General features: G+C 45.8%; 15 protein-coding genes. 10 read left to right on the top strand and 5 right to left on the bottom strand.

The window, feature by feature from the left end:
- Positions 1 to 23: 23 nt before the first annotated feature.
- The 7 genes from hinT to AK965_RS04975 all read left to right on the top strand — a co-directional run bounded on the left by hinT (position 24) and on the right by AK965_RS04975 (position 6,206).
- Positions 24 to 374: a purine nucleoside phosphoramidase gene (gene hinT, locus AK965_RS04945; protein ID WP_099078566.1), complete on the top strand. Its 351-nt coding sequence runs from the start codon at positions 24 to 26 to the stop codon at positions 372 to 374.
- Positions 375 to 447: 73 nt separating this feature from the next.
- Positions 448 to 1,842, top strand: a complete 1,395-nt coding sequence (locus AK965_RS04950) for a COG3014 family protein (RefSeq protein WP_099078567.1) — start codon at positions 448 to 450, stop codon at positions 1,840 to 1,842.
- Positions 1,842 to 2,234, top strand: a complete 393-nt coding sequence (locus tag AK965_RS04955; protein WP_099078568.1) for a YcfL family protein — start codon at positions 1,842 to 1,844, stop codon at positions 2,232 to 2,234. Before AK965_RS04950 ends, AK965_RS04955 begins: the two co-directional genes overlap by 1 nt.
- Positions 2,235 to 2,277: 43 nt before the next feature.
- A complete protein-coding gene (gene lpoB, locus AK965_RS04960; protein WP_099078569.1) occupies positions 2,278 to 2,868 on the top strand; it encodes a penicillin-binding protein activator LpoB in 591 nt (196 codons plus the stop codon).
- A 34-nt stretch (positions 2,869 to 2,902) separates the two neighbouring features.
- Positions 2,903 to 3,781 carry a thiamine kinase gene (gene thiK, locus AK965_RS04965; RefSeq protein WP_099078570.1) on the top strand — a complete coding sequence of 293 codons (879 nt, stop codon included), beginning with the start codon at positions 2,903 to 2,905 and terminating at the stop codon, positions 3,779 to 3,781.
- 75 nt (positions 3,782 to 3,856) lie between these two features.
- Complete coding sequence (ycfP, locus tag AK965_RS04970; protein ID WP_099078571.1) at positions 3,857 to 4,396, top strand: alpha/beta hydrolase YcfP; 540 nt, start codon at positions 3,857 to 3,859, stop codon at positions 4,394 to 4,396.
- A 520-nt stretch (positions 4,397 to 4,916) separates the two neighbouring features.
- Positions 4,917 to 6,206: an NAD(P)/FAD-dependent oxidoreductase gene (locus tag AK965_RS04975; protein WP_099078572.1), complete on the top strand. Its 1,290-nt coding sequence runs from the start codon at positions 4,917 to 4,919 to the stop codon at positions 6,204 to 6,206.
- A 64-nt stretch (positions 6,207 to 6,270) separates the two neighbouring features.
- Here AK965_RS04975 and AK965_RS04980 read toward each other — a convergent pair whose 3' ends face one another.
- The 4 genes from AK965_RS04980 to AK965_RS04995 all read right to left on the bottom strand — a co-directional run bounded on the left by AK965_RS04980 (position 6,271) and on the right by AK965_RS04995 (position 11,700).
- Positions 6,271 to 6,819, bottom strand: coding sequence for a GNAT family N-acetyltransferase (locus tag AK965_RS04980; protein ID WP_099078573.1), 549 nt, complete (start codon positions 6,817 to 6,819; stop codon positions 6,271 to 6,273).
- A 66-nt stretch (positions 6,820 to 6,885) separates the two neighbouring features.
- A complete protein-coding gene (locus AK965_RS04985; protein WP_172438067.1) occupies positions 6,886 to 7,656 on the bottom strand; it encodes a peptidoglycan binding protein CsiV in 771 nt (256 codons plus the stop codon).
- Between the two features lie 7 nt (positions 7,657 to 7,663).
- A complete protein-coding gene (mfd, locus tag AK965_RS04990) occupies positions 7,664 to 11,125 on the bottom strand; it encodes a transcription-repair coupling factor (protein WP_099078575.1) in 3,462 nt (1,153 codons plus the stop codon).
- 5 nt (positions 11,126 to 11,130) lie between these two features.
- The gene (locus tag AK965_RS04995) at positions 11,131 to 11,700 is read right to left on the bottom strand and encodes a PilZ domain-containing protein (RefSeq protein WP_099078576.1); all 570 of its coding nucleotides are present in this window, start codon (positions 11,698 to 11,700) and stop codon (positions 11,131 to 11,133) included.
- A 232-nt stretch (positions 11,701 to 11,932) separates the two neighbouring features.
- Between AK965_RS04995 and lolC the strand changes: the two genes are divergently transcribed.
- Genes lolC through lolE form a run of 3 tightly spaced genes read left to right on the top strand, consistent with a single transcriptional unit; the run spans position 11,933 to position 15,088 of the window.
- Positions 11,933 to 13,141, top strand: a complete 1,209-nt coding sequence (gene lolC / locus AK965_RS05000) for a lipoprotein-releasing ABC transporter permease subunit LolC (protein WP_172438068.1) — start codon at positions 11,933 to 11,935, stop codon at positions 13,139 to 13,141.
- On the top strand, positions 13,134 to 13,841 hold the full coding sequence (lolD, locus tag AK965_RS05005; RefSeq protein WP_099078578.1) for a lipoprotein-releasing ABC transporter ATP-binding protein LolD: 708 nt from the start codon (positions 13,134 to 13,136) through the stop codon (positions 13,839 to 13,841). Before lolC ends, lolD begins: the two co-directional genes overlap by 8 nt.
- A gap of 2 nt (positions 13,842 to 13,843) precedes the next feature.
- On the top strand, positions 13,844 to 15,088 hold the full coding sequence (gene lolE, locus AK965_RS05010; RefSeq protein WP_099078579.1) for a lipoprotein-releasing ABC transporter permease subunit LolE: 1,245 nt from the start codon (positions 13,844 to 13,846) through the stop codon (positions 15,086 to 15,088).
- A 189-nt stretch (positions 15,089 to 15,277) separates the two neighbouring features.
- Here lolE and AK965_RS05015 read toward each other — a convergent pair whose 3' ends face one another.
- On the bottom strand, positions 15,278 to 15,787 hold the full coding sequence (locus AK965_RS05015; RefSeq protein ID WP_099078580.1) for a DUF2062 domain-containing protein: 510 nt from the start codon (positions 15,785 to 15,787) through the stop codon (positions 15,278 to 15,280).

Here is a 15,787-nt window from a genome sequence, read left to right on the forward strand (position 1 = left end):
ACACCTTATGAAATGGAGTACCCATGGCGGAAGAAACCATCTTTAGCAAAATTATCCGTAAAGAAATTCCAGCAGAATTACTGTATCAAGACGATCTTGTTACCGCGTTTCGTGATATCAACCCACGTGCGCCAAGCCATATTCTTATCATTCCTAACAAGCTGATTCCAACAGCAAATGATGTGGAAGCAGAAGATGAAGCGATGATGGGACGCTTGTTTACCGTTGCAAGAAAACTGGCGAAAGAAGAGGGCATTGATGAGGATGGCTACCGCTTGATCGTTAATTGTAACTCCCATGGTGGGCAGGAGGTTTATCATATTCATATGCATTTATTGGGCGGCCGCCCTTTAGGCCCAATGGTATTAAGTTAATTATTAAGAGGTGGATGAAGCCTCTTCATCCACTTTTTCATTCCGGTCAGATTACACATTTGTGGAGATAAATGTGAAATATGGTGTGAAGCTATTTGGATTGATTAGCTGGTCCCTACTTACTACTGGGTGCGCGAATTTTTCCGCAGGCAACTTGTTCAGTCATTACAGCGATCAAAATAAAGAAATCTATCAGGCTGTCGTTGCTGGCGAATATGCCAAAGCTGAGCAACTTCAATCGAGTGATGCCGGAGGCGACATACTTGGCAACTTTGAGCACGGCAGAGTCTCTTTTCTTGCTCAAGATTACCCCACCAGCTTAAGCGCATTAGAAGTCAGTGAACGTGCCGTGCGTAAGCAACAAGAACGCGCCACTATTTCAGCAACCGAAACGGTCACCAGTATTGGTTCGCTTGCCGTTAACGACAATTTAAATGAATATCAACCCGCCGATTATGAACTCGGCTTTTTGCATTTATACCTCGGTCTAAATTATTTACAGAAGAATGATCTTGAAGGGGCTTTAGTCGAAGTGCGTCGTGCCAACCTAGTTCAGGAAGAGGCGAGAAAAGCACGTGAGAAGCAACTTAAACAGGCAGAAAAAGACCTTAAAAACCAAGGTGTTTTGACTGACTTAGGGAGCGTGCTTGCCAACTACCCGGATGCAGGCAAAACGCTGAGTGCGGTACAAAACGGCTACTTATTCTATCTTTCAGGTTTACTCTACGAAGCATCACGAGATTTGAATAGTGCGTATGTTGACTATCGACGAGCTTTAGCGGTTATGCCCGATAACAAGCAGGTCATTGAAAGTACGATGTATGCAGCAAAGAAATTGGGTATGCGACAAGACCTGCGTTTGCTGGAAAAACGCTACGGTAGGGCACCATCCACTTTGAGCAAATCTCAAGGCAGAGTGATCATTATTGATGAACAAGGTGTGGTAGAGGCATTGCAGGGATGGCGAATTGACTTGCCGATTTACGATAGTCGCGGTGATGGGGCGATTTACTCTTTAGCGTTACCTTATTACCCCAAAAGTGGATTGCAAACTTTTACAGATATGACGCTTAACGGAAAGCCTTTGCCTGCAAGCACGCTGGTGGATGTTAATGCGATGGCACAGAATGATTTGCAAGAGCGCTTAGCCAGTATCGTCATTCGTCAAGCGATACGTGTTTGGACCAAAGACCGCATCAGGAAAGAGGCAGCACAGGGAGATGACGTTGGCAATCTGCTGTTTAACGTTTGGAATACATTAACAGAGCAGCCAGATACGAGAAGTTGGCAGACGCTACCTGCGCAGGTAAAAACTGCCTCTCAAGTCGTTAAGCCAGGAAAGCAGCGCCTAGATATTGGCGATAAGGTATATCAGTTTGAAGTGCCAATGCAGCAAACAACCTTGGTTTGGGTTTCTCGTCAGGGAACGCATTCGACGGTGTGGCACAAGCAATTAGGGAGATTGTAATGAAAGCGTGGTTTATTAGCTTGGCAGTGATTATCGGTTTAATCGGATGTGCAGATAATACGGCCGGTATTCGAATCGACGGGCAAACACAAAATGTATTTTTTAATAACAATGTGTTGGGCAGCCGTTTGTTGGTCGACAACATAATCACAACCTATGTGGATGACCGTCCAAGAGGTATAGTGCAGTTGAGTAGCAACTACAAAGCGGACCAACATATTCTTTATCGCTTCTATTGGTACGACAACAATGGTCTGGAAGTAAACACCAACTCTGGCCCTTGGCGCAAGATGATCGTACGTGGATATGAACAAGTGACACTTTCTGAGGTGACGGTGAATCCAAACGGCACTCAATTCCGAGTTCAAATCAGAGAAGCTCAAGATAATTAAAATTTCGGCGGCGATGCTGCGAAAATACAACTAAGGAACTTTCATGAAAAAAAGTATTATTGCTCTTTTGGGTCTCGCCGTAATTTTGGGAGGGTGTTCAAACAAAGTCTCTTACGGCGATGCGCAGGCGACAGAAACCACCACCATCGATTTTGGTTCGACGGATCTACAAAAAATTGCTGGAGATATGGTCGACAGCATGATGATGTCAGGTTCTGTCGCGGCTATTACTCGTGACCAGCGTCCTATTGTTTTTGTTGAACGTATAAAGAACAAGACAAGTGAGCATATTGATACCGAATCGATTACCGATACGATTTCTACCAAAATGCTTAACTCTGGTAAGTTCCGTTTTGTTGATATGGCTCGCGTCGAGTCCGTTCGTGAGCAGCTTAACTTTCAAAACAATGATGAACTCGTAAATCAAAGTACGGCCATTCAGTTTGGTAAAATGGTTGGCGCGCAGTACATGCTTTACGGTAATTTGTCGAGTATCGTGAAAAACGCGGGTAGTAATAAAGACGTTTACTACAAGATGACTATGCGCTTGATGGATCTAGAAACAGGTTTAATTGAGTGGGCAGACGAAACTGAAATTAGAAAAGAACAGTCTAAAAGTTTATTTGGCCTCTAATTAGGTCGTATGGCGCAACGTGGAGGAGTGGTTGATGGCGTGGTTTTCTTGGCAACAAGCGAAACAGTTGGATCCGAGCCTTAATGCGCTCGATGGCTTCTTCACGGTACCTCCAGTGAAAGTACAGATTGTCACTGGAGGGTTAACCAATCGTTGTTGGCGATTGGAGTGCTCACAAGGTTTTGCTTATGTTTGGCGGCCAACCAGTCATGTGTGCAAAGCCTTTGCTATTTCTCGTCATAATGAACATCAAGTTCTTAATGCTATCTCACCATTAAATCTTGGCCCTAAGCCAGCATTTTTGCATGAACAAGGCTTGTTGGTTGAATGGCTTGATGGAGAGACGATCACTAAGCCAGGCATTGAGTTGGATGAGTTACTGCCGATCGCAGTAGCCATTCATCAATATCCGTGTCAGACAATCCCTCTCGTCCCTTTCTCTTACCTATCTCGGGTTGATCATTATTGGCTTGAGCTTTGTGGGAGGTATACGGGGACAGTGTTTGAAGCGCTGTATCACAAATGGCGAACCGAGCCGAGTATAGAGCCCATTCCATTGGCACTTTGTCATTTTGATCTTGGTTGTTACAACCTTGTCCGAGGCGATAATGGTGTTAAGGTCATTGATTGGGAATACGCAGGGCTTGCCGACCCAAGACTTGACCTTGCGCTTATTTTGCAATTAGCAGAGGTGCCTATCGAGCAAGGTGTGGCACAGTATTGTCAAACTCGCCAATTAAAAAATGTTTCTATTTGGTTGAAAGGTGTTCAAGCATGGCGTCCTAGAACGATGGTCATGGCAATGTTATGGTATTTACTCGCCTACAAATTGTGGAATGATGAACAATACTTGAACAGTGCACATGAGTTTAAAGACTTATTATGTTTGGAAGATCACTGTTTTGAGAACTGATGGCGTTTTCTCCTTTAACCATGAGGAAATAGTGGTAGTTTAACGTTAAGTGCCAGCATACAGGGAGAGGTACACATGATTATTTACTTGCACGGCTTTGATAGCACAAGCCCAGGTAACCACGAAAAAGTGCTTCAATTGCAATTTATTGATGATGACGTTCGTTTCATTAACTACAGTACACTTCACCCGAAGCACGACATGCAGCACTTATTGAAAGAAGTGTCGAAAGTGATTGAGCAGTCAGATGACCCAAATCCACTCATTTGTGGCGTAGGCCTAGGTGGCTATTGGTCTGAACGAGTTGGGTTTCTATGCGGTATTAAGCAGGTGATTTTTAACCCCAATTTACACCCAGAGAACAATATGGCTAGCCGCATTGACCGTCCTGAAGAATATGAAGACATTGCAACTAAGTGTGTTGAGCAGTTCCGTACGAAGAACAAAGAGCGTTGTTTAGTGATACTGTCAAAAGAGGACGAAGTCCACGATAATTCACAAACAGCGGCGGAGTTGGAGGCGTATTACCGGATCATTTGGGATGATACTCAGACACATAAGTTTAAGAAAATTTCTCACCACCTTCAAACGATGAAGGCATTTAAAGACGCATAACGCCTTCAAGCGACATAGCGGCAATCTTCTAACAGCACTTTTCGAGGTGCTGTTTTTGTATCTGCGTTTCTCCTCCAGTTATGTATGTGCCTATCAAACGCATTACATTTGTTACAAATGATAACTCTGAATTATGATTTATTGCTTTTGTAGCACGGCAACACTACATCAAAGTAGACGAAAATTGGTCAATCCGCATCAAGAGTAAGGATTTTTTGTTGCCATGAAGGGATTGCTCTATATAATGAAGATGGTAAAAATAATTTGATAAATATCAAAAAAAATTGAGAGCAAGTAATAAACTTGCCTATTTGTTGTCTGAGGTCGTGTTTTTCAGGCACGCAAGTCGATGCTAATCATACAATTAACAAGAATAAGTCAATATAAGATGGTATCGGTGTTAATCCAAAGTGAACTTGCCTCTAAACAGAATTCATCGGTTGGGTGCGTTGCGGCAGCATGTCTGTCAGCAAGCATCGGACTGAACCCATATATTCATTTTTTGTAGAGGATAATCATTGTGACACGCATTATCGTTGTAGGCGGCGGTGCTGGTGGTCTTGAGTTGGCGACCAAACTGGGTCGCACTCTTGGTCGTAAAAACCGAGCGCAAATTACATTAGTAGACCGTAAAGCCAGTCATTTGTGGAAACCGTTGTTGCATGAAGTTGCAACGGGTTCATTGGACGAAGGTGTGGACGCATTGAGTTACCGTGCTCACGCGAAGAACCATCACTTCGATTTCCAGATGGGCAGTCTTCAAGATATTGACCGTGAGCGTAAGGTGATCATTTTAAGTGAACTTACAGACGGCCATGGCGAACTTTTGATGCCAAGTCGCGAGCTAGAGTATGACATTTTGGTAATGGCAATCGGCTCAACATCCAACGACTTCAATACACCAGGCGTTCGTGAGCACTGTATTTTCCTCGACAGCCCCGAACAAGCGCATCGTTTCCGCAGTGAGATGAACAACGAGTTCTTAAAACTGCATGCAAAAAGTGGCAACGGCACGGTGGATATCGCTATCGTGGGCGCGGGTGCAACAGGAGTCGAGCTTTCAGCAGAACTTCACAATGCAGTGAAAGAGCTGCGTACTTACGGTTTTGGTGATTTAGACTCTAGCAAGTTAAATGTAAGTCTGGTTGAAGCGGGTGAGCGTATTCTTCCTGCACTTCCACCGCGTATTTCTTCTGCCGCACATCAAGAGTTGGTTAAACTTGGCGTTAACGTACGTACTGCGACAATGGTAACGCAAGCCGAGAAGGGCGGTTTGACGACGAAAGATGGGGAGAAAATTCCAGCACAAATCATGGTATGGGCTGCTGGTATCAAAGCGCCTGATTTCATCAAAGATATCGCTGGGCTAGAGACCAACCGCATCAATCAACTGGTAGTCAAAGGTACGCTGCAAACGACTCGTGACGATGATATTTTTGTCATTGGTGACTTGGCGCAATGCACTCAGCCTGATGGTTCATTTGTACCGCCTCGTGCCCAGGCAGCACACCAGATGTCGAGCCAAGCGTTCAGCAATATCGTGGCGAAGTTAAATGGACGCGAGATGAAGGATTATGTTTACAAAGATCATGGTTCTTTGGTTTCTCTAAGTCGTTTCTCGACGGTTGGTAGCCTGATGGGTAATTTAACAAAAGGCTCAATGATGGTTGAAGGTCGTATCGCTCGTGTAGTGTACATCTCACTCTACCGAATGCATCAAATGGCATTGCATGGTGTGATCAAGACGGGGTTGATGATGCTGGTTGGTCGCATCAATCGTGTCCTTCGTCCAAATCTGAAGCTGCACTAATAGGTAACCCCGGCTAGAGCCAATGCAGATTCCAAGTATAAGCCATCGTATGTCGGTGGCTTTTTTATTTTAAATCACTTGGTAACAGTGAATACACCACACCATCTCTCGGTTTTCCATGAAAGATAAAGCGGTCTCTCGCGATAGTTTCTTTCACTGCGCCAACGGATTCGATCAAAGATTGGCTCGCAGTATTATCTGGATCGCAGACGATTTCGATTCTGGTTAAACTCAGAGTGTCGAAACAGAATTCTGCCAGTGCACTGACCGCTTCTTGAGCGTAACCATTACGTTGGTAGCGATCCGCCACCCAGTAACCAATACTTGCCATATTGAACGTATGATAAAGCTCGTTCACCGCCGCCATTCCAAGTAAATTATTGTGCTCGCGATTGTAGATTCCAAACCCAAGAGCGTCAGTTTTAACCCAGTTCAAGCGGGTGGCTAATAGAAAGTCTTGTGCTTCTTTTAGAGTGATGTGTTTATCAGTCCAATCTAGCCATTTATGTAGGGAAGGGGAATTGGCCAATAAGCTTTGCAGTGAGTGCTCATCTTCTGAAGGGATAAGTCGCAGGGTCAAGCGAGGAGTAATGATTTCGAAATCTGGACTCATGAATGGATATTGCTCCTAGATACAATAAAGCGCAGCAAGCGCTGCGCTTTACTTTAATGTCGGTCGTTATTGAACGCGACGAACTTGGATGATCATCCCCACTAGTGGGTTGTCTAGGTAATGCGTTTCACCACTGCGCATGCGACGTTTTTGATCCAGTCGGTAGCTCTTAAGAAATGTTTCTTGTGTGACGGTTGGCGATATCTCTACTAGGTTACCGACTTGCACATTACCTTCTACTTCACCAAACTCGTCAGAGATTTGCTCTGCGGGTTGTGCTTCTACTCGGACTTCACGAACACTCGGTTCACGCAGGTCCAATGTGGTTTCGGCAAACAAATAGTGCTGAACATAGATTTGAATCTTACCGTCTAACTCGTAAAGTGGGCCGCTGATAACTTCTTCGCTGTAGCCATCGGTCATCAATGTTTGAGCATCGCCAGTGATTGGACTGCCATCCGCATAGTAAGAACCTGAGAAATCGCGACCACCAACGATTCGAAAAATTGGCGCGCTTGCTTTACCGCTGTCTCCTTGTCGCCATGCCACGTGCTTCAGTACTTTAAAGCCGGCATGATTGTTTAGCGCCGCTGCTTGAGCATTGAGTTGGAAAGATGAACGCGGCAACAGTGTTACACCTTTTGAGCTTCGGTAAGAGTCATTATCGAGGCTGCCGACATTACTCATTTCGATGGTTGGCAGTTGGTTTGGCCATGACTCACTGGTGCTTTCAGTGTCGATTGCTCGCTTGAAAATAATCACTTCAATATCAAATTGACGTTGCGCCCAGGATGGCATGGAGACACAAAGAAGCAATAACGGGATCAGTATTCTCATTCGACTATTAGCTCGTTGGTAATAAATTTTGTTTAAAATCATTCAGCAAGTCTTGTACGAACTGAATGCGTTTTCGTCGGTCTGTTAATGGTACGCTAAACTTGAACTTAGTTGGACCTTCCATTGCAAATTTTTGCGGCTGTGATTGCAGCAGTGTAACTAAATACGCTGGATTAATGTCAGCATCCGGGTAAAACTCAATAAATCCCCCCTTATCATGGGCTTCCAGCTTTTTAGCTTTGATCGTTCCCGCTCCAATTTTCAGCTCAGAGACTGTTAGGAGGTTCTTAGTTGCGTCAGGTAATAAACCAAAGCGATCAATCAGTTCGACTTTAAGCTCGGAAAGACCTTCACCGTCCGTTACGCTCGCAATACGCTTGTACATTGACAGGCGAGTGTTTACGTCAGGGATGTAATCGTCCGGCAGTAACGCAGGAATGCGTATCTCGACTTCTGTTTGTTCGCGAAGCAGTTCATCTAGCGATGGCTCTTTACCTTCTTTCAATGCTTCAACTGCTTGCTCAAGCATTTCCATATACAGTGTAAAGCCAACTGATTGAATTTGACCACTTTGCTCATCACCTAATAATTCACCCGCGCCACGAATTTCTAAATCATGAGTCGCCAGTGTGAAGCCTGCACCAAGATCTTCGAGTGAGGCGATGGCATCTAAGCGTTTAATCGCATCCTTAGTCATGGCTTTTGGATGCGGTGTCAGTAGGTATGCGTAGGCTTGGTGATGAGAGCGACCTACACGGCCACGTAGTTGATGAAGCTGCGCTAAACCAAGGTTGTCAGCACGATCCATAATAATCGTGTTTGCGGTTGGCACGTCAATACCCGTTTCAATAATGGTGGTACACACGAGCAAGTTGAATCTTTGATGGTAAAAGTCGTTCATGATGCGTTCGAGTTCTCGTTCCCGCATCTGACCATGGGCTACAGTGACACGAGCCTCTGGAACGAGTTTCTGCAAATCTTCAGCAGCTTTCTCAATGGTCTCTACTTGATTGTGTAGGAAATATACCTGACCGCCACGCATGATCTCACGCAGCACCGCTTCACGAACGACAGACTCTTCACGTTGACGAACAAACGTTTTGATCGCCAGGCGTCGAGCAGGAGGCGTGGCAATGATCGACAAGTCACGCATTCCACTCATCGCCATATTTAAAGTTCGTGGTATTGGCGTTGCAGTGAGTGTTAGGATGTCGACATCCGCACGCATCGCTTTTACTTTCTCTTTTTGGCGTACACCAAAACGGTGTTCTTCATCGACAATCAGAAGACCAAGATCTTGGAATTTTATATCACTCGACAGCAACTTGTGTGTACCTACAACAATATCGACTTTGCCATCGGCGACATCTTGAAGAATGACTTTTTGCTCTTTGGCTGATTTAAAGCGCGATAATACTTCTACCCGGATCGGTAGGTTAGCAAAACGATCACGGAAGTTTTCAAAGTGCTGCTGTGCCAAAAGGGTGGTTGGTACCAGTACCGCGACCTGTTTATTGTTATCGGTAGCGACGAATGCCGCACGCATTGCGACTTCTGTTTTACCAAAGCCAACGTCACCACAAACAAGACGATCCATGGCTTTTGCTTGGCACATGTCGGATAGTACGGCATTGATTGCCATTGCTTGGTCGTCGGTTTCTTCAAACGGGAACGTTGCTTTGAACGTGGCGTACTGGCCGCGATCCAGCTGGAATTTGTAGCCAGGTTTAAGCTCACGTTTTGCGTAAACGTCCAGCAGCTCTGCCGCAACGTCACGCACTTTTTCTGCCGCTTTACGACGCGCTTTTACCCAGGCTTCACCCCCAAGCTTGTGCAGTGGTGCACTTTCTTCTGCGCCACCCGAGTAACGGCTGATGAGATTGAGCGATGACACTGGTACGTATAACTTGGCATCATTTTGATATTCCAGCGTTACGTACTCGGTTTTCATGCCGCCCGCTTCAAGGGTTTGTAGACCAATGTACCGGCCGATACCATGGTCGATGTGTACGACAGGTTGTCCCGGCTTTAGCTCTGCCAAATGGCGGATTACGGTATCGCTGTTGACCGCTTTTTTGTCTTTTCGGCGACGCTGAATGACGCGATCGCCAAGCAAATCACTTTCACAAATCAGAGCGAAATTGAGCTCATTATGAATAAAGCCGTGTTCCGCCGCCCCTAGCGTCAGGCTGAATCGGTCATCAGAGTCGAGAGCTTGGTATAGCGAACCATGAACAACAGGTCGCACTTTAATACCTTGTAGTAGTTCTGTGAGTGCTTCGCGACGGCCTTCTGATTCGACCGAGAAGACGATCTTGCCAGTGAACTGTTCACTGAATTGACGTAGACGCGCAAGGGGTTCTTTGTTTTGTTGCTGTACACCAAGTTCGACAAGTGATTGTACCGCAAGATTCTGGCGACCACCGCGGCTTGCCACTTTATCAAGGCTTAATTGAGCCTGTGGCAACAGTTTTAAGTGGCTAAATAGTTCTTCTTTCTTTAACCACAACTCGTGTGGAGCAAGCAGTGGGCGTAACGGATCAATTTTCTTTTGGTCGTAGCGATACGCGACATCATTTAAGAAGGTGTCTACTGCCGCTTCTATATCACCAAAAATGATCAGTTGAGAATCTTGTGGCAAATAGTCGAACAGTGTTTCGGTATGATCGAAAAATAGTGGTTGCCAATACTCAATGCCTGCCGGCCAAGTGCCTTTGGTGACCTGCATGTAAATCGACTCTGGTTCGCGTCGCGCCTCAAACTGAGTACGCCAACGGGTGCGGAAATCTTCAATCGCAATTTTGGTCGTCGGAAATTCATGTGCAGGCAGCAGTTGGATCTGCTGGATGTCCTCGATGGAACGTTGATTCTCGGGATCGAAGGTTCGGATGGTATCGATTTCGTCATCAAAAAAGTCAATGCGGTATGGATCTGAACTTCCCATTGGAAATAGGTCGATGATCGACCCACGGCTTGCATATTCACCCGGCCCGAATACTTGATCGACATGACGGTAACCAGAATTTTCCAGTTGAACACGCAGTTTGTCTAGTGAGAACTGATCGCCAGTTTTGACCATTAGGGTATGTTTCAGCAAGAAGTCTCGAGGGGACTGACGCTGCAAAACGGTGCTGACAGGGACAATCGTTACCCCGCCACGTTGATGTGGCAGTTGGTATAGACGGGCGATGCGGTCAGAGATGATCTCCTGGTGTGGAGAAAAGTTATCATAAGGCAGTGTTTCCCAATCAGGAAAGAGACTCACTGGTTGGTCAGTAAATTGTTCGATTTCTGCTTGTAGTTTTAGCGCGATTTGTGGATCGGGCACCACAAGTAGCGAGTGACTTGAATGTTGTTTCGCTAGCTCCGCAATCGCCATCGGCAATGCTGCTCCGGGTAGATTACCGAGCTGTTTTTTGTCGCCACGTTCGGAAGGATTGGTGACGGAGAGAATCGTTGCTTTTGTCATGGTAATTATTTGTTATCTCGCTCTAATGAACGCTGACGTAGTAGTTTTTGTTGTTGGTATAGCGCGGCTTTGATCAGTAAATCTTGGTCGGTTTCTCTGAGCAACTTGTATCTAAGCGTGATGACAAAGCCTTGTTCTGAAGGTTCGCACTCTACTACCTGAGCGTAGCAGTAAATGGCTGCTGCCGGATGGTCTAAAAAGAGTTTTACGCGCACGACTTGTTCTACATCTATCTCAATATCCGATCGATAACTCAGTTGACTCGCTCCAAACTGAGTGGTTTGGAATCGCACCATTGCCTCATCTTGCTGCGAGAGCATAAAACTGAGCAGTAGGTTGAGTTTAGCATTTTGTGTGTCAAGCAGGTTGATGACGTGTTTTAGCTCTTTGTTTTGTAGTTCAAGACGCGCCTTGTCTGCCAGCATATCTAATTGGCTGAACTCGCTTGCCACGATAAAAGGGGCAGGGATTTCTGAGACAAACGTGTTTTCGTCTGGCAGAGCAAAGTCAGACCCTAACGCTTCCACGTTGATCGTCAGGTTATGATGTACGGTGAAGTATTCTTGCTCTGTCATAAATCGGTCCTTTTCTGCCAACGAGCACGCTAACTTAGAGATAGGGCTCTGATTATCGCTAATCAGGATAAGTTATCAAGCTTACCTGTTTTTCTGCTGGAACTTTTTGTTCTAAATGCAGACTTATTGCATGTCGTTGACAAATTTAGCGATTATCTTGTCATCTTCATAGATAGAGTAAGGTAAGATACTCGCTAGTGTACTATCTAAACAATCGGTTGATTTGTCCTATATGTATCATCCTATCTCACTGTTTATTGGTTTAAGGTATCTTCGGGGCCGCTCCGGAGATCGGTTTAGCCGTTTTGTTTCTTATATGTCGACTGCGGGCATCACGATTGGTGTGATGGCGTTAGTAACGGTGCTTTCGGTGATGAATGGCTTCGAAGCGCAATTAAAAGATCGCATTCTAGGTGTGCTTCCTCATGCTGTTATCTCGCAGCAGGATGGCAAAACATCACTGACTGATACCTCACCGGAGTTTATCCAACAAATGTCCTCCATTGCTGAGCCTGAACCTATCGTCCGAGGGGAAGCGATAATACAAAGCGCTGCGCAACTAACGGCGGGTTATTTGATTGGCATTGAGCCAAAGCGAGGCGATCCGATTTCGTATCATCTTATTGCCGGTCGGTTATCTTCACTGCAAGCGGGCGAATACAATGTATTTTTAGGTCATAGCTTGGCTCGCGCGCTAAAAGTATCTATGGGCGATAAAGTACGATTGATGGTCACCGACGCAACGCAATTTACCCCTTTCGGCCGAATCCCCAGTCAACGTAACTTCACGGTTGCTGGTATTTTCAATACAGGCTCAGACGTTGATGGCCAACTTATGATCGTTAACATGACCGATGCGGCTAAGTTGATGCGTTTTCCCCAAGATACGGTTTCCGGCTGGCGCGTATTTTTCTCTGACCCATTTATGGTGACTGACTTTGCCGATACACCAATGCCGGAAGGTTGGCAATGGAGTGATTGGCGAGCACAGCGCGGTGAGCTTTTCCAAGCGGTGAAAATGGAAAAGAACATGATGGGCTTAATGCTGGGGCTAATTGTTGGTGTCGCGGCGTTTAACATCATTTCTGCGTTGATTATGGTGGTGATGGAGAAGCAATCCGAAGTCGCGATTTTAAAAACACAAGGGATGACACAATCTCAAGTGATGGCAATTTTCATGGTACAGGGCGCGAGTAGTGGTGTGATTGGTGCGATTGTTGGCGGTGCTGTCGGCGTTGCTTTATCGCTCAACCTAAATGCGATTCTGGAAGCGGCAGGCGTTGCCTTGTTTAGCTTTGGTGGCCATTTGCCAATCGTGATTGATTCATTCCAAATTTTATTAGTGGTAGTGCTAGCGATTGCTCTGAGCTTAGCTGCCACTATTTACCCGTCTTACCGAGCATCTTCTGTTAAACCTGCTGAGGCACTTCGCTATGAATAAGCTATTAGAATGTCGTGATATTCGCAAAATCTACCGAGAGGGTTCGCTAGATACTGAAGTGCTGAAAGGGGTCAGTTTTGATATCGAGAAAGGCGAATTGGTTTCAATTGTTGGTTCATCTGGTTCGGGTAAAAGTACGTTGCTTCATATTCTTGGTGCTTTGGACGATGCGACACAAGGCGAAGTGGACTTTTTAGGGCAGAACCTTTCAACACTGAGTTCGAACAAACAAGCGGCAGTGCGTAATAAGCATCTAGGCTTTGTTTATCAATTTCATCACTTGCTGGCGGACTTTACCGCAGTTGAGAACGTGGCAATGCCGCTTCTAATTGGTGGTACTAAGGTCGATAAAGCGAAAGAAGCAGCCCAAGCTTTGCTAGAGAAAGTGGGGTTGGGACATCGCATGGACCATCGCCCGTCGGAGCTGTCTGGCGGTGAGCGTCAGCGTGTAGCTATTGCGCGTGCATTGGTGAATAAGCCGGATCTTGTCTTAGCCGATGAGCCAACGGGAAATTTGGATCATACTACTGCGCTAGCGATTTATGACTTAATGCGTGAATTAAACCAAGAATCAAATATTGCTTTTCTCGTGGTCACGCATGACAACGAGCTAGCAGCAAAGATGGACCGTCAAATGCATATGCAAGATGGTCTTTTGGTGGATCGTTTTACCACCGAACCTGCGTCTGTGGAGGGGTAGTTTTGTTTTCATCTTTAGCCTTGATGATTGGCGGTCGATTTAGTCGCGCGAAAAAGCGTAACAAGATGGTGTCGTTTATCTCTCTATCTTCAACGATTGGTATCGCCGTTGGTGTGGCGGTGATCATCATTGGTTTGTCAGCGATGAATGGCTTTGAGCGTGAACTGCAATCACGAGTGCTGTCTGTCATTCCACATGGTGAATTGGAGGGGGTCAATGGTCCACTGCACAATTACACTAGAACAATGAACCAAGCCATGACCCATGAGCATGTCGTGGCCGCCGCCCCTTACGTTCGATTCACGGGGTTAGCAGAAAAGGGCAGCAAGCTAAAAGCGATTGAAGTGCGTGGTGTGGATCCTGCTTTTGAACAAGCGGTTTCAAGTATGTCGGATTTTATTGATCCAAAAGCATGGCAAAATTTCTATGCGGGCCAGCAGCTAGTGATTTTGGGCCGTGGTGTTGCGAATGAGCTAAAGGTTGATGTGGGTGACTATGTCACTTTGATGGTCCCTCAGACTGGCAGCACCAATAAAGTCCAAGCGCCAAAACGTGTGCGGGTTAAAGTCGCGGGTTTTCTAACGTTGAATGGGCAAATCGACCACTCATTAGCGCTGGTCCCATTGGCTGATGCACAGCAATACGCGCGTTTGGGGGATGGGGTAACGGGCATTTCACTTAAGACCGATGATGTACTTAATGCGCCATCTATTGTCCGAGAAGTGGGTAACTTAATTGACGTATACGTGTATCTAAAGAGTTGGCAGCAGCAGTTTGGTTTCTTATATCGTGATATTCAATTAGTTCGCACCATCATGTACTTGGTAATGGTATTGGTGATAGGTGTTGCGTGCTTCAACATTGTATCGACCCTCATGATGGCGGTAAAAGACCGTGCGGCTGAAATTGCGATTTTACGTACGATGGGGGCGAAAGATGGCCTGATTAAGCGCATCTTTGTTTGGCAAGGTGTGTTTTCTGGTGTGTTTGGCAGTCTTGTAGGCAGTATTACTGGTGTCTTGGTTGCGTTGAACCTTACCCCATTTATTAAAGGGATAGAAAGCTTGATTGGTCATCAATTCTTGTCGGGGGATATTTACTTTGTGGACTTCTTGCCATCACAGTTGCATTGGCCTGATGTCGCGCTAGTGGCGATGACTGCAATGTTGCTCAGCTTGTTGGCAACGTGGTATCCGGCTTCTCGTGCGGCTAAGCTCAATCCAGCGGCGGTGCTAAGTTCAAAATAAGTAGGCGAGGCTCATTCAAGCTTGAACAGCCGTTAAAGGTTATAAAGCAAAAAGGACCGATATTCGGTCCTTTTCTCTATTATTCAGTTTGCTCAGTGTATTTCATACTCGAGTGACATCAAATTTCATTTCGGACGTTAATCGTCTCTCACTTCGAGCTCTGTAACCTGCGATTTGTATTATAACGTCTTATCTTATTTTACGTTTTTGCCAACTGCGAACGACGGAATAGCGCCATAGGCCTCGAATACCAAAGTAACCGACAATTGCAGAGGTAACCCCACAAATTGCACAGCCCAGTAGGAATGGAGGACCAATAGTGTTCATCTGCTGCATGATGAATTCCCACGATAGTTCGAAATTAAACGGTTGTGGCGGCACATGCATGACGAGCGCCCCAAGCTTGTAAGCGAAATAAAATAGCACGGGCATAGTGATTGGATTGCTGATCCAAACCAAAGCAACGGAAAGAGGCAAATTTACACCTAGCACAATGGCAAGACCTGCCGCCATGATCATTTGGCTCGGCAGCGGTACAAACGCCATAAACAGGCCAACAGCAAAAGCACCGGACGCGGAGCGACGGTTTAAACACCATAGATTCGGGTTGTACAGCACGTTGCCGAAGACCTTTAGTGCTTTTTGGCGTTTGATCAGTTCATGATCTGGCATGAAGCGTTTTATCAGCTTTCTAGGCAT

The sequence above is a fragment of the Vibrio sp. PID17_43 genome, assembly GCF_002608565.1.
In the GTDB taxonomy this organism is placed as follows: domain Bacteria; phylum Pseudomonadota; class Gammaproteobacteria; order Enterobacterales; family Vibrionaceae; genus Vibrio.

Excerpts from the sequence above, each read along its gene's own strand:
- hinT (WP_099078566.1), top strand. The coding sequence starts at position 24 with ATGGCGGAAGAAACCATCTTTAGCAAAATTATCCGTAAAGAAATTCCA.
- AK965_RS04955 (WP_099078568.1), top strand. The coding sequence starts at position 1,842 with ATGAAAGCGTGGTTTATTAGCTTGGCAGTGATTATCGGTTTAATCGGA.
- lpoB (WP_099078569.1), top strand. The coding sequence starts at position 2,278 with ATGAAAAAAAGTATTATTGCTCTTTTGGGTCTCGCCGTAATTTTGGGA.
- thiK (WP_099078570.1), top strand. The coding sequence starts at position 2,903 with ATGGCGTGGTTTTCTTGGCAACAAGCGAAACAGTTGGATCCGAGCCTT.
- ycfP (WP_099078571.1), top strand. The coding sequence starts at position 3,857 with ATGATTATTTACTTGCACGGCTTTGATAGCACAAGCCCAGGTAACCAC.
- AK965_RS04980 (WP_099078573.1), bottom strand. The coding sequence starts at position 6,819 with ATGAGTCCAGATTTCGAAATCATTACTCCTCGCTTGACCCTGCGACTT.
- AK965_RS04985 (WP_172438067.1), bottom strand. The coding sequence starts at position 7,656 with ATGAGAATACTGATCCCGTTATTGCTTCTTTGTGTCTCCATGCCATCC.
- mfd (WP_099078575.1), bottom strand. The coding sequence starts at position 11,125 with ATGACAAAAGCAACGATTCTCTCCGTCACCAATCCTTCCGAACGTGGC.
- AK965_RS04995 (WP_099078576.1), bottom strand. The coding sequence starts at position 11,700 with ATGACAGAGCAAGAATACTTCACCGTACATCATAACCTGACGATCAAC.
- lolC (WP_172438068.1), top strand. The coding sequence starts at position 11,933 with ATGTATCATCCTATCTCACTGTTTATTGGTTTAAGGTATCTTCGGGGC.
- lolD (WP_099078578.1), top strand. The coding sequence starts at position 13,134 with ATGAATAAGCTATTAGAATGTCGTGATATTCGCAAAATCTACCGAGAG.
- AK965_RS05015 (WP_099078580.1), bottom strand. The coding sequence starts at position 15,787 with ATGCCTAGAAAGCTGATAAAACGCTTCATGCCAGATCATGAACTGATC.